This is a genomic window from Gordonia sp. SCSIO 19800 (genome assembly GCF_018132775.1).
In the GTDB taxonomy this organism is placed as follows: Bacteria; Actinomycetota; Actinomycetes; order Mycobacteriales; family Mycobacteriaceae; genus Gordonia; species Gordonia hongkongensis.
Window position 1 is genome coordinate 36,365 of record NZ_JAGRQM010000027.1, and the last position, 13,282, is coordinate 49,646.

General features: G+C 67.4%; 11 protein-coding genes. 9 read left to right on the plus strand and 2 right to left on the minus strand.

Annotation, left to right across the window (positions count from 1 at the left end):
• The first annotated feature begins 135 nt into the window (after positions 1–135).
• The 6 genes from KB201_RS22130 to KB201_RS22155 all read left to right on the plus strand — a co-directional run bounded on the left by KB201_RS22130 (position 136) and on the right by KB201_RS22155 (position 6,458).
• Positions 136–1,176: a sugar-binding transcriptional regulator gene (locus KB201_RS22130; protein ID WP_159371669.1), complete on the plus strand. Its 1,041-nt coding sequence runs from the start codon at positions 136–138 to the stop codon at positions 1,174–1,176.
• Positions 1,173–2,531 (plus strand): sugar ABC transporter substrate-binding protein, encoded by a 1,359-nt coding sequence (locus tag KB201_RS22135; protein ID WP_159371668.1) that lies wholly within the window; start codon positions 1,173–1,175, stop codon positions 2,529–2,531. The genes KB201_RS22130 and KB201_RS22135 overlap by 4 nt, the downstream gene beginning before the upstream one ends.
• Positions 2,532–2,533: 2 nt before the next feature.
• A complete protein-coding gene (locus tag KB201_RS22140) occupies positions 2,534–3,487 on the plus strand; it encodes a carbohydrate ABC transporter permease (protein WP_058252870.1) in 954 nt (317 codons plus the stop codon).
• Positions 3,487–4,374 (plus strand): carbohydrate ABC transporter permease, encoded by an 888-nt coding sequence (locus tag KB201_RS22145; RefSeq protein WP_078112570.1) that lies wholly within the window; start codon positions 3,487–3,489, stop codon positions 4,372–4,374. The genes KB201_RS22140 and KB201_RS22145 overlap by 1 nt, the downstream gene beginning before the upstream one ends.
• A gap of 106 nt (positions 4,375–4,480) precedes the next feature.
• Complete coding sequence (locus tag KB201_RS22150; RefSeq protein WP_058252812.1) at positions 4,481–5,587, plus strand: ABC transporter ATP-binding protein; 1,107 nt, start codon at positions 4,481–4,483, stop codon at positions 5,585–5,587.
• Between the two features lie 88 nt (positions 5,588–5,675).
• Positions 5,676–6,458: a sulfite exporter TauE/SafE family protein gene (locus KB201_RS22155; RefSeq protein ID WP_159371667.1), complete on the plus strand. Its 783-nt coding sequence runs from the start codon at positions 5,676–5,678 to the stop codon at positions 6,456–6,458.
• Between the two features lie 51 nt (positions 6,459–6,509).
• Here KB201_RS22155 and KB201_RS22160 read toward each other — a convergent pair whose 3' ends face one another.
• On the minus strand, positions 6,510–7,463 hold the full coding sequence (locus KB201_RS22160) for a DUF808 domain-containing protein (protein ID WP_159371666.1): 954 nt from the start codon (positions 7,461–7,463) through the stop codon (positions 6,510–6,512).
• A gap of 133 nt (positions 7,464–7,596) precedes the next feature.
• A complete protein-coding gene (locus KB201_RS22165) occupies positions 7,597–8,916 on the minus strand; it encodes an MFS transporter (protein ID WP_159371665.1) in 1,320 nt (439 codons plus the stop codon).
• A gap of 115 nt (positions 8,917–9,031) precedes the next feature.
• Between KB201_RS22165 and KB201_RS22170 the strand changes: the two genes are divergently transcribed.
• Genes KB201_RS22170 through KB201_RS22180 form a run of 3 tightly spaced genes read left to right on the plus strand, consistent with a single transcriptional unit; the run spans position 9,032 to position 13,045 of the window.
• Positions 9,032–10,708: an AMP-binding protein gene (locus KB201_RS22170; RefSeq protein ID WP_159371664.1), complete on the plus strand. Its 1,677-nt coding sequence runs from the start codon at positions 9,032–9,034 to the stop codon at positions 10,706–10,708.
• A gap of 46 nt (positions 10,709–10,754) precedes the next feature.
• Entirely contained in the window at positions 10,755–11,960 is a 1,206-nt protein-coding gene (locus KB201_RS22175) for an acyl-CoA dehydrogenase family protein (protein ID WP_159371663.1), read from the plus strand.
• An 8-nt stretch (positions 11,961–11,968) separates the two neighbouring features.
• Positions 11,969–13,045 carry an acyl-CoA dehydrogenase family protein gene (locus tag KB201_RS22180; protein WP_159371662.1) on the plus strand — a complete coding sequence of 359 codons (1,077 nt, stop codon included), beginning with the start codon at positions 11,969–11,971 and terminating at the stop codon, positions 13,043–13,045.
• The last annotated feature ends 237 nt before the right edge of the window (positions 13,046–13,282 follow it).

Consider the following 13,282-nt stretch of genomic DNA (forward strand, 5'->3'; position numbering starts at 1 on the left):
CGCTATGGGGCGATCGGTTGTTGCGTGGGTCACACCCGGATGCTAGCTTATTGAGCACATTGACCGCCAGTGAGCAGATGCTCACCGTCGTTGGCTCAACGGGCGACGGCGACGACAGGGACGGGGCACGCGACCATGGCACCTCGGAAGTCGACGAGCGACGACGGCGAGCCGTCCGTCTCGACAGTCCGCGCGGCCTCGCGCGGAACTCCCGACTCCGGCCAAGACCTGCGTCTTCTCGTCCGCGCCGCGACGATGTACCACCTCGAGGGGCTCACCCAGGCCGAGATCGCATCACGCCTGGGCGTCTCGCGGCCGACCGCCGGTCGGCTGGTGGCGCGAGCCCGGGCGCAAGGCCTCGTCCGCGTGTCCGTGGCTGCGCCGGCGCACCTCTCGGCCTCGATCCACACCGATCTCGAACGCGCGGTGGAAGAGACCCTGGGTCTCGACGAGGTGCTCATCATCGACGAGGTGGCCGACGGCACCACCACCGGCAACGCCGCGCTCGGCCGCGCCGGGGCCTCGGTGCTCACCCGCCGCATCCAGGCGACCGACACCTTCGGATTCACCTGGGGGCCGGAGCAGGTGGCTGTCGCCGACGCCATGGCCGCATCGGCGTCGTGTCAGCGGGTCGTGCAGATGGACGGCTCGATGACCTCGGTGGAGTACCACACCGGCGTCGACCATGCACTGTCCCGGTTCTCCGAACGTCTTCATGCCCGTCCGCTGCGGCTGGTCGCACCGCTCTATGTCGACCCGGAGACGGTCACCGCCGTGAACCGTGATTCGATTCTGTCGCAGGCGCTCTCGGCGGCACGCGGTGCACAGGTGATGCTCTTCGGCGTCGGGTCGGTGTCGACGTCGACCACATTGTTCGAGGGCTCGTTCATCGATGCCGTCGTCCTCGACGAACTCCTGGAACTCGGCGCGGTCGGAGAGATCGGCGGACGCTTCTACGACGCGCACGGCGTCGCGGTGCCCTCCAGTCTCGTCGATCGGACCGTCTCGGTGTCGCTCGACGCGGTCCGGGCCTGCCCGACATCGATCCTCGTGTCCGGTGGCACACACCGTCGCGAATCCATCCTCGGTGCACTGCGCGGTGGCTACGCCACCATTCTCGTCACCGACCTCGCCACCGCCGAATGGCTTGTGGTGCAAGAGAAAGGCGAACAATGATGTTCTCCCGACACCGAGTGCGATGGGCGCTGGGTGCGATCATCGCGACCGTGACGCTGGTGCTGACCGGCTGCTCCGGCGCCGGTTCACTCACCGGCGGCGGTGGTCGCGAGATCACCGTCGCGATGGTCTCCAACTCGCAGATGCAGGACGCGGTCAAGCTGTCCACGCAGTTCGAGGAGCAGAATCCCGGCGTCACGGTGCGATTCGTGACCCTCTCCGAGAACGAGGCGCGGGCCAAGATCACCGCATCGGTGGCCACCGGCGGCGGTGAGTTCGACGTCGTGATGATCAGCAACTACGAGACCCCGATGTGGGGCGAGTACGGCTGGCTCGTGAATCTGAGCCCGTACATGGATGCGGATCCCGAGTACGACGCCGACGACTTCATCCCGACGCTGAAAACGGCTCTGTCTCACGATGGTTCGATGTACTCGGCGCCCTTCTACGGCGAGTCGTCGTTCCTGATGTACAACAAGAAGCTCTTCGCCGAGGCGGGGGTGTCGTTGCCGGCCCAACCGACGTGGCCACAGGTCGCGGAGGCGGCGGCCAAGCTCGACAACGAGCGCACCGCGGGCATCTGCTTGCGCGGCAAGCCCGGCTGGGGTGAGGTGCTCGCCCCACTCAACACGGTGATCAACGCCTTCGGCGGCCGCTGGTACGACGAGGACTGGAACGCGCAGCTCGACAGTCCGGAGGTCGCCGCGGCGGTGAAGTTCTACGTCGACACCGTCCGGAACCACGGCGAGGCCGGTGCCGCGTCGTCGGGCTTCCAGGAGTGCGGAAACCTGTTGTCGCAGGGCCAGGTCGCGATGTGGTACGACGCGACCTCGGCGGTGTCGGTGCTCGAGAGCCCGGACACCTCGTCGATCGCCGGGGACGTCGGCTACCTGCCGGCGCCCAGTATGGCCAAGGGAGACAACGGCTGGCTCTACACCTGGTCGCTCGGCATCCCCACCAGCAGCGAGCACCAGGACGAGGCGTGGAAGTTCATCCGGTGGATGACCAGCAAGAGCTACATCGAGTACGTCTCGGAGTCCCTGGGGCCCAGTCACGTTCCACCCGGCAGCCGCCTGTCCACGTATGAACTGCCGGCCTACAAGGAACTCGCCGCGCCGTTCGCCGAGCAGACACTGAGCGCGATGCGCGCAGCGAACCAGTTGAAGCCGACCCTCGAGCCGGTGCCCTATACCGGCGTCCAGTTCCTCGCGATCCCGGAGTTCCAAGACCTCGGAACCCGGGTGAGTCAACAGATCTCGGCAGCCATCGCCGGTCAGATCAGTGTCGACGACGCGCTCGCCCAGGCACAGGAGTACGCCCAGGTCGTCGGCAAGTCCTACCAAAGGGAGCAGTGATCATGGCCACCGCAGTCTCCACTCCACCACCCGACACGACCCCGAAGGCACCGCTGACGTCCTCGCGTGATCACGTCACGCGCGCCGAGGGCTGGCGGCGTCGCGGCCCGCTCCTGCCGGCCCTGATCTTCTTGATCGTGGTCACGCAGATCCCGTTCGTGTTCACGCTGTACTACTCCACCCAGTCATGGAACCTGGTACGTCCGGATTCGCGTGCGTTCGTCGGTCTCGACAACTATGTCGCGGTCTTCGGCGACAGTCAGTTCTGGCGGGTGACGGTCAACACGATCCTGCTGATCGTCGGCACGGTGCTCATCTCGGTGCTCCTCGGTCTGATGTTCGCCCTTCTGCTCGACCGGAAGTTTTTGGGCCGGGGCGTGGTTCGGACACTGCTCATCACGCCGTTCCTGGTGACCCCGGTGGCGGCTGCGCTGCTGTGGAAGACGAGCTTGCTCTCGCCGACCAACGGACTCGTCAACTGGGCGCTGAGTCCGTTCGGTATCGAGACCGACTGGCTGTCGGAGTTCCCGCTGATGAGCGTGATGGCCGAATTGGTCTGGCAGTGGACGCCGTTCATGATGCTGCTGATCCTCGCGGGCCTGCAATCGATGCCCCGTGACATCCAGGAAGCGGCACGCGTCGACGGCGCCACGAGCTTCCGGCTCTTCCGGGAACTCACCCTCCCGCATCTGCGCCGGTTCATCGAACTGGGTGCGGTGCTCGGGGCCATCTACCTGGTGAACACCTTCGACGCGGTGTACATGATGACCTCCGGTGGTCCGGGTGTCTCCAGTTCGAATCTGTCGTACTACATCTACCAGCGCGCGTTCCTCGGCTTCGACATCGGCCAGGCCGCGGCGATGGGTGTCGTGACGGTGATCGGCACGATCGTCGTCGCCACGCTCGCCCTGCGACTGATCTTCAAATCATTCTCCGGAACAGAGGAGCCGGCCTGATGACCACCGACATTCGCTCCGACCGCACGCCGGCCGGGGAGGCAGACGCGCAGTCCGGCACCGAGATCCGCCGTCGTCGACAACCGCGCCAGGCAGCCCTCACCGCCGTCACCTGGATCCTCGCGATCGGGTTCTTCTTCCCGGTGCTCTGGATGGTGCTGACGGCGTTCAAGCAGGAGAGCGACGCCGCGACGAACCCGCCGACCTTCTTCTTCGAGCCCACGCTGCAGCAGTTCCGCGACGTCTTCGACGCGGGAATCGCCACACCCCTGTTGAATTCCTTGTTCGCGACGATCGTGTCGACGATCCTGGTGCTGTTGCTCGGCGTGCCGGCTGCGTTCGCGCTGTCGCTGCGCCCGGTACGCAAGACCAAGGATGCGCTGTTCTTCTTCATCAGCACCAAGATGCTGCCGATCGTCGCCGCAATCATCCCGCTCTATGTGATCGTCGGCGAGATCGGGATGCTCGACAACATCTGGACGCTGGTCATCCTCTACACCGCGATGAACCTACCGATCGCGGTGTGGATGATGCGGTCGTTCTTCCTCGAGGTCCCCGGCGAACTCCTCGAGGCCGCCAGCATCGACGGCGCCAGTCTGTGGACCTCTGTGCGTGAAGTCATCCTCCCGCTCATCTCGCCGGGAATCGCAGCGACAGCACTGATCTGCGTGATCTTCTCGTGGAACGAGTTCTTCTTCGCCGTCAACATGACCGCGGTCAACGCGCAGACGATGCCGGTGTTTCTGACCGGTTTCATGTCCGGCCAGGGCCTGTATTGGGCGCAGCTGTCCGCCGCATCCGTGCTCGCCGCGCTGCCGGTCGTCATCTGCGGCTGGATCGCCCAGAACAAGCTCGTCCGTGGACTGTCGTTCGGCGCGATCAAGTGACAGCACAGTTCGGTGCCGCGCCACCGGTCCCAGCGCGGCGCAATCAAGTGATCCATTCCCTCTGACACGCACTCGCACAACACCTTTGTAGAAACCGGAGAACATCATGGCTTCCATCACCTACGACAAGGCCTGCTGCGTCTACCCCGGCGCGGACAAACTCGCCGTCGACTCACTGAACCTGGACATCGACGACGGTGAGTTCGTGGTCCTCGTCGGACCGTCGGGCTCGGGCAAGTCCACCGCCCTGCGCATGCTCGCCGGGCTCGAAGAGATCGACTCGGGTCAGATCCGGATCGGTGGCGACAACATGGTCGGCGTCGCGCCCAAGGACCGCGACATCGCGATGGTCTTCCAGAACTACGCGCTGTACCCCAACAAGACCGTCGGGGAGAACATGGGTTTCGCGTTGAAGATGCGGGGCGTGCCCGCCGACGAGCGCAAGCGCAAGGTCGCCGAGGCCGCGCGGTTGCTCGACCTGACCGACTTCCTCGACCGCAAGCCGGCGAAGCTGTCGGGTGGCCAGCGGCAGCGTGTCGCCATGGGGCGAGCCATCGTTCGCGAACCGCAGGTCTTCTGCATGGACGAACCGCTGTCGAACCTCGACGCCAAACTCCGCGTCCAGACCCGTACCCAGATCGCGGCCCTGCAGCGGCGTCTGGGCACCACGACCGTCTACGTCACCCACGACCAGGTCGAGGCGATGACGATGGGGGATCGTGTCGCTGTCCTCAAGAACGGTGTGCTGCAGCAGTTCTCCACGCCGACGGAACTGTACGACCGCCCGGTCAACGCATTCGTCGCCGGGTTCATCGGCTCGCCGGGGATGAACCTCTTCGTGGCGCCGGTCGTCGACGGTGTGATCACCGTGTCGGGCGCCGCCGTGGACATCGACGCCGAAGCGCAGGCCGCGCTGCGTCGTTCCGGTCTGGAGTCCGTGGTCGTGGGCATCCGTCCGGAACACCTCGCGTTGTCCGACGGTGGCACCGGACTCAACGCCGACGTCGCCCTCCTCGAGGAACTCGGCAGCGAAACCTACATCTACGCCAACCTGGCCGACGACTCGGTCCGCAACCTCGACGGCGATCCGATGGTGATGGTCGCGCGGTCTGCCGACCGGGCCCCGGCCAAGCGCGGTGAGGGTATCCGCCTGCGCCAGTCCGACAGTGCGGTGCACCTCTTCGACCCGTCCACCGGAGACCGCATCAACTGACAAGTAGGTCCCGGCCTGCGTGCTCGAGCGCGCGTCGAAACCACCCCGGTGCACCCGCCGAATAGCTCGGAAGGCACCCTCGGAGACTGTGACCATCTGGGAACTAGTCGTCGTACTCGTCGCCGGCGTCGGGGCGGGCGCGATCAACGCCCTCGTGGGCAGCGGAACCCTCATCACGTTCCCGACGCTGGTCGCGTTCGGCGTCCCGCCGGTCACCGCGACGATGTCCAACGCGATCGGCCTCGTCGCCGGCGGGGTGTCCGGAACGTGGGGATACCGGCGTGAACTCGAGGGCCAGTGGCCGCGCCTCCGGTGGCAGATTCCGGCGTCGTTCACCGGCGCGATCGCCGGCTGCTGGCTTCTGCTCCATCTGCCGGAGACGGTGTTCGAGACCGTGGTCCCGATTCTGCTCGTCGCCGCGCTGATCCTCGTCGTCGCGCAGCCCTACATCCAGAGATGGGTGGGCACTCGCACGTCCCTCGGCGGAGACCTCACGCCATCGCACCTCGGTCCCCTGCGGATCGCGGCGATGACCCTCGGGACATTCGCCGTTGGTGTCTACGGCGGCTACTTCACCGCCGCGCAGGGCATCCTCTTGATGGGCATCCTGGGGGTGGTCGTACCGGACCACCTGCAACGGCTGAACGCGGCCAAGAACCTGCTGTCCCTGGTGGTCAACGTCGTCGCCGCCGTCACGTACACGCTGGTCGCGTTCGACCGGATCGATTGGTGGGCCGCGGCGGCCATCGCCGTCGGCTCGCTCATCGGCGGTTTCCTCGGCGCCAGGTACGGGCGGCGCCTCTCCCCTCGCGCGCTTCGCGGGGTGATCGTCGTCGTCGGGCTCATCGGCCTATCGCGACTGCTCGCGTGATCCCGGGGTGCACGGTCGACGTGAATCGACGCCCAGTCGACGGACCTCGGGTCAGTGCGCGGCGGCGGTGTCCTTCTTGCGCCGCGGGATGACGTGCAGGATCGCCACGATGATGGCACCGACCGCGAGGCCGACGACGGCGGAGAGCACGGTGCCGGCCGTCCAGGACAGCACGGCGCCGAAGCCGCCGTGGACCAGCTCTTCGAACCAGTGCTCGACGTCGTGGAGCCGATCGGCGGGCCAATGGAAGCCGGCCTCGCCGACGTTGACGATCAGGATGTGGCCGCCCACCCAGAGCATGGCCGCGATACCGACGACCGTCAGCGTCGACATGATCTTGGGCATGGCGCGGACCAGACCGCGGCCGCTCTTCTGCACCGTCGGCGACTCGCGCTGCGCCAGTGCCAGCCCGACGTCGTCCATCTTCACGATGACGGCGACGACGCCGTAGACGAGCGCGGTGATCAGGAAGGCGACGACCACGAGGACCGCGAGACGGGTCCAGAACGGTTCGGACTCGACGGAGGACAACGAGATGACCATGATCTCGGCGGACAGGATCAGGTCGGTGCGGATCGCGCCGCTGACCATCGTCTTCTCGAACTCCGGACCGGCTTGACCGGCGGTCTGCTCCTCGGCGTGGTGGCCGCCGCCGACCGCCTCCCAGACCTTCTCGGCGCCCTCGAAGCAGAGGAACAGGCCGCCGGCGATCAGCAGGTAGGGAAGCGCCTGCGGAAGGAACTGGCTGAGGATCATCGCCACCGGCAGGATGATCAGCAACTTGTTGCGGATCGAGCCCCGGGCGATCTTGCGCACGATCGGCAACTCGCGGTCGGGCGTGAAACCGTGGACATAGCGAGGTGTGACCGCGGTGTCGTCGACCACGACTCCCGCCGCCTTGACGCTGGCCTTGCCGGCCGCCGCGCCGATGTCGTCGAGAGATGCGGCGGCCGCCCGGGTGAGGGTCACGATGTCATCGAGCAGGGCGACGAGACCACTGGCCACGTGAACCTCCGGGGTTCGAGGAACTGAGTTCTCGAACAGTATGCCGAAACGGACGCGGACCACACCGTGCAGAGGCGGTCCGCGTCCGTTTCGTCGGATTCGGTTGTCGGGCGCCGGATGACGCCGGGTCGGGTCAGGTACGCGCGGGAACGGCCGGGGTGTCGTCGGCAGCGTCACCGGCCTCGCCGAGTCCGCGGTGCTTCCGTCGGATCGTCAACAGCGTCAGCAGACCGATCGCGCTCGAACCGATGAGGAAGTAGGCGGGGGAGAGCGAGTTGCCCGTGCGGTCGATGAGCCACGTGGCGATGTAGGCGGCGGTCCCGCCGGCCAGGACCGTCGACAGGTTGAAGCCGAGGGCCACACCGGTCAGACGAACCTTCGTGTCGAACAGCGACGGGAACAGCGGCGCGGTGGCGACCTGGATCAGCGGGGTGCACAGTGCGAACACCGCGAAGGCGATGGCGGCCACCGCCAGACCGTGACCGGTCATCAGAGCCATCGCGGGGTAGGCGAGGGTGGCGGCGGTGAGCAGTCCGGCGATGAGGACGGGCCGACTTCCGAAGCGGTCCACCAGGATTCCCGCCAAAGGCATACACGATGCGATGAAGACGATCACGCCGGCGGCGGTCCAGGTGACCGCGGTCTGACTGTATCCACCCTCGCGGACGAGGTGGATGCCGATGTAGGTGAGCACCATGTACCCGGTCGCGTTCTGGGCGATACCCAACCCGAGGACCTGCAGGACCTGGGCGGGTTGGCTGCGCAACAGCTCTCGGAGCGGCGCCTTCGGCAGTTCGCGCCGTTCGGCGGTCTTGGTGAACTCGGGCGAGTCCTCGATGCGGGTTCGCAGCCACAGGCAGAGGACCAGCAGCGGTAGGCCGGCGACGAACGGGATGCGCCAGCCCCAACTGTCCATCTGGGCCTCGGAGGTCAGTGCCGAGGTGGTCGCGACGACGATCGCAGCCAGGGCGAAGCCACTGTTCGAGCCCAGTGCGACGATCGATCCGCCCAGACCGCGACGCTTCGGTCCGACGATCTCGTAGACGTAGGTCAGCGCGCCGCCGAGCTCACCGCCCGCCGAGAAGCCCTGGAGCAACCGGGCGATGACCAGCAGGATCGGCGCGAGGACCCCGACCGCGGCGTAAGTGGGCAGCAGGGCCATGAGCGTGGTGCCCACACCCATCAGGATCACCGACACCAGGAGCGCACGCTTGCGGCCGAAGCGGTCGCCGAGACGTCCGAAGAAGATGCCGCCGATCGGCCGCATCAGATATGCCGACGCGAAGACGGCGAGGCTGGACAACAGCGAGGCGGTCGGGTCATCGCTGGGGAAGAACAGCGGGCTGACCACGACCGCGAGGTACGCGTACACCGTCAGGTCGTAGTACTCGACCACCGTTCCGATGCCGGCCGCGACGACCGCTCGCCGGCTCCGTCGATCCTGGGATGCCATGAGGTCTCTTTCTGGGAGTGGACTCTGGGGGCACTAATATGTACATATTTAGTGAGACGTGGGTTACTGTAGAACGCGTCACGAGCAATCGGCAAGAGCATCCGGAGGAATCACCATGCGTCCCACGCACTCTCCACGTCCCGATCTCGCCGTGCGCTACCGGGCGGCGGGGCATTGGCGCGACCAGACGGTCGATCACTTCCTCGAGCGGGCCGCCGCGCGGTATCCCGACACGGTTGCGGTCATCGACGGCGACCGGCGGCTGACCTTCGCCGATGTGGAACAGCAATCCCTGCGCCTGGCCGCGGCGCTCCACGACCGCGGTGTGCAGCCGGGCGACGTGGTGTCGTTCCAGCTCCCCAACTCGGCCGACGCGGTGGTCGTCTTCCACGCGATCCATCGGGTCCGAGGTGTCGCCAACCCGATCGTGCCGATCTACCGGGAACGCGAGGTCGGGTTCATCCTCGGCCAGGCGGGCACCAAGGTCGCCTTCGTTCCCGGAACACACCGAGGATTCGATCACGTCGCGATGTATGCGAGTCTCCGACAACGACTTCCGGAACTGGACCTGGTCGTCACGACCGATGGCCGGGCAACCGACGACCAGACCGTCGGACTCGCCGATCTGATCGCGTCCGCGACGCCGGAGATGATCGAGGCGGTGCGCGCACTGCCGCCCGCCGATCCCGACGACGTATGCCTGCTGCTGTACACATCGGGGACCACCGCCGATCCGAAGGGCGCGTTGCACAGTCACAACACCCTCGTGTTCGAGAACATGTCGATGATCGACACGTTCGGACTCAACGAGCGCGACGTCGTGTTCAACCCGTCGCCGGTGACGCATGTGACGGGCGTGAACTGCGCCCTCACCCTGCCCTTCCTCCTCGGTGCGCCGGTGGTGCTCCAGGACGCGTGGGACCCGGAGGTCGCACTGACGAGGGTGCTCGAGGAGCGCGCCAGCTTCATGATCTTCGCGACCCCGTTCCTACGTGGCCTTTTGGACGCGGCCGTCGCGCGTGGCGTACGCACACCGTCGGTGCGCTACATCATCTGCGGGGGTGCCGACATCCCGGACTCGCTGGTGACCAGATCCACCGAGGTGCTGGGCACCGTGACGCGGATGTACGGCGCCACCGAGGGGCCGTCGGTGACGTCCGCCAATCGCTCCGACGAACCCCGCCTGCGTACCGGGACCGATGGCCGCGTGCTCGCCCCGACCGAGGTCATCGTGTCCGACGGCGCCGGGGGTATCGCTGCGACCGGCGTCGTCGGTGAGGTGCTGTGGCGCGGGCCCGACACCTTCCTCGGATACCTCGACGCATCGCTCAACGACGAGGCCTTCACCGCCGACGGATTCTTCCGCAGCGGTGATCTCGCCTACTTCGATGCCGACGGTGGAATCCACATCGTCGGCCGGATCAAGGACATCATCAATCGGTCCGGCGAGAAGATCAGCACCCACGACGTGGAGAACGAACTGAGTGAGCATCCCGCGGTCGCCGAGATCGCGGTCGTCGCCGGGCCGGACGCCCGAACCGGGGAGCGGGGGTGCGCCTTCGTGGTCACCCGGGACGCCGTCGACCTCACCCTCGAGGAGGTTCGAGAGTTCCTGTCCGCGAGAGGAATGGCGATGCAGAAGGTCCCGGAGAGCGTGTTCGTCGTCGACTCCCTGCCGAAGACGGCCAGCGGGAAGATCCAGAAGTTCGCCCTCCGCGACTGGACCCGCGACCGCAACACCACACCGCCGCAGATGCAGGCCGTGACCATCTCCGCGGCGCACGAACGGTGAGAAATCCAGCAGGACAGCACGACCGAGCAGGACAGGAACGACGAGAATGACGACGACCGCACCGGGCGCGATCACGCTCGATGACTACGAAGAACAGGCGCGGACCTGGCTCGACGCCGAACTCCCGGCCCGGGCTGCACAGGAGCACGACCCGACCTACGCCATCTTCCACAATCGGACACACGATGAGGAACGTGCGCTGATCGACGCGGCGCGCGCGTGGCAGGCCCGACGCGTGGACGCAGGCTTCGGCGCGATCACCTGGGGCCCGGACTGGGGCGGGCCGGGTCTCACCGCGGGCCACGAACGCGTCTACGTGAACCTCGAACGCGGGTACCAGGCCCCCGACCGGCACGAGAACGTCCTGGTGACAGTCGAACTGGTGGCGCCGACCCTGCACGCACTCGGGACCGACGAGCAGCGGGAGCGGTTCGTCCGCCCCTTCCTGCGCGCGGACGAGCTGTGCTGCCAACTGTTCTCCGAGCCCGGGGCGGGTTCGGACCTGGCCGGCTTGTCGACGAAAGCCGTTCGGAGTGGGGACACCTGGCGGATCAACGGCCAGAAGGTGTGGAGTTCTGGCGCGCAGTTCTCCGAGTGGGGTCTGCTCATCGCCCGGTCCGATCGGTCGGCGCCGAAACACAAGGGCATGACCGCATTCATGGTCCCGATGGACACGCCCGGCGTGGAGGTGCGGCCGATCCGACAGATGTCCGGTGGGTCGACGTTCAACGAGGTCTTCCTCTCCGACGTCGAACTGCCCGACGCCCTGCGGGTCGGTGCCGAGGGCGACGGATGGAAGGTCGCGCTCACCACACTCGGTTTCGAGCGGAACTCGAGCGCCGGGATCGTCAGTGCTGGCGGCAACAGCGTCGACCTCGCCCGCCTCGTCGACCGTCTCGGACTGTCCGACGACCCGCTGGCCCGGCAACGTCTCGGCGATGCCGCGATCTACGAGCGGGCGGCGGCGCTCATGGTGGCGCGCTACGCCGAACGTGAACGGGCGGGTGCCGTGCCGGGCGTCGAGGGCTCCATCGGCAAACTCGTGTGGACGCAGAACCTGAAGCGCGTCGGCGACGCCGCGGCGTCGTTCCTCGGCGACCGGATCGTCGCCGACACCGGCGAGCCCGACACGTTCGCATGGTCGGAGCATCTGCTCGGCGCACCCGGGTACCGCATCGCGGGCGGCTCGGACGAGATCCAACGGAACATCATCGGCGAACGCGGCCTCGGACTGCCGCGCGAACCCCGCTAGGAGTACACATGCCCATCGAACTCACCGTGGAGCAGCGCGATCTGCAAGCCGCCCTCACCGATGCGTGGTCGGAACACGCTCCGGCGCAGGATGTCTGGCCGTCGATTCGGGAACTCGGACTGACCGAGATCCCGTTTCCGGAGGATCTGGGCGGGGCCGGGTACGGGGTGAAGGACGCGTCGGTCGTGATGACCGCCCACGGTCGCTGTCTCGGTTCCTCGCCGTACCTCTCGTCGGTGATCATGGCCGGCCTCACCCTGCTCCATGCCGCCGACGACGAGGGGCGACGGGCACACCTGCCGGCCATCGCGTCCGGGGAGCGGCGCGCCGCGCTCGTCTGCGGCCCCGCCGTGGTCTCCTCGTCGATCGGTGCGGAGGTCACCGATGAGGGAACGCTTGTCCTGAACGGACGGCAGGACGTCGTCCTCGACGCGGCGTCGGCCGACGTGCTCGTGGTCGTCGCGCACACCGCGTCCGGTGTGGAACTCGCCGTCGTCGACGGTGGCGCTGCCGGCATCGGCCGCCACCAGCGTGAAAGCCTGGATCTCACACGAGAGTTCGCGACTGTCGAGTTCACCGGTGTCGAGGCGACCCGGGTGTCGGGGCCGGAACTCGAGGCGCGGCTGCGCCGGGTGCGGTCGCTGCTGATGATCGCCCTGGCTGCCGAGCAGGTGGGTATCGCCCGCCGGTGCCTCGAGATGACGGTGGGGTACGCGAAGACGCGGCAGCAGTTCGGTCGCACGATCGGATCCTTCCAGGCGCTCAAACACCGCCTCGTCGACATGCTCGTGGCCACCGAGCTCGCCGAGGCGACGGTCCTCGACGCCGCGGATGTCGACCGCTTCGACGACGCGGATCTGGCCGAGCGGGCCGCGTCGGCTCGCGTGCTGGCCTCGCGGGCCGCCATGTACGCCGCGGAGGAGGCCATCCAGATCCACGGCGGGATCGGGTTCACGTGGGAGCACCCGCTGCATCACCACTTCCGGCGGGCCAAGACCGACCAGTTGTTGTTCCAGGACGAGGGCGTGCACGTCGACACCGTCGCGCGCGCCATGCTCGGACGGGCCCGCGCGGCGTCGGTGTGAGCGCCGGCGGAGCGGTTCCGGATCGGCGCGTTCGGCCTAGTCGTCGTCGCTGACCTGCGGAGCGCTCGGCGCGCAGCCGCGAAATCCGTCGCTGGTCGAGCCGGCCCCGAGCGGAGCGAGGCGCCCCTCCCCGCGCTGGTTGAGCTGGCACACCTCCGCCGGTTGAGCCGGCAACGAGCCGCTAGGCGAGTCGCCCACCCCCGCTGGTTGAGCCGGCAACGAGCCGCTAGGCGAGTC

Excerpts from the sequence above, each read along its gene's own strand:
- KB201_RS22150 (WP_058252812.1), top strand. The coding sequence starts at position 4,481 with ATGGCTTCCATCACCTACGACAAGGCCTGCTGCGTCTACCCCGGCGCG.
- KB201_RS22145 (WP_078112570.1), top strand. The coding sequence starts at position 3,487 with ATGACCACCGACATTCGCTCCGACCGCACGCCGGCCGGGGAGGCAGAC.
- KB201_RS22170 (WP_159371664.1), top strand. The coding sequence starts at position 9,032 with ATGCGTCCCACGCACTCTCCACGTCCCGATCTCGCCGTGCGCTACCGG.
- KB201_RS22165 (WP_159371665.1), bottom strand. The coding sequence starts at position 8,916 with ATGGCATCCCAGGATCGACGGAGCCGGCGAGCGGTCGTCGCGGCCGGC.
- KB201_RS22130 (WP_159371669.1), top strand. The coding sequence starts at position 136 with ATGGCACCTCGGAAGTCGACGAGCGACGACGGCGAGCCGTCCGTCTCG.
- KB201_RS22175 (WP_159371663.1), top strand. The coding sequence starts at position 10,755 with ATGACGACGACCGCACCGGGCGCGATCACGCTCGATGACTACGAAGAA.
- KB201_RS22140 (WP_058252870.1), top strand. The coding sequence starts at position 2,534 with ATGGCCACCGCAGTCTCCACTCCACCACCCGACACGACCCCGAAGGCA.
- KB201_RS22180 (WP_159371662.1), top strand. The coding sequence starts at position 11,969 with ATGCCCATCGAACTCACCGTGGAGCAGCGCGATCTGCAAGCCGCCCTC.
- KB201_RS22135 (WP_159371668.1), top strand. The coding sequence starts at position 1,173 with ATGATGTTCTCCCGACACCGAGTGCGATGGGCGCTGGGTGCGATCATC.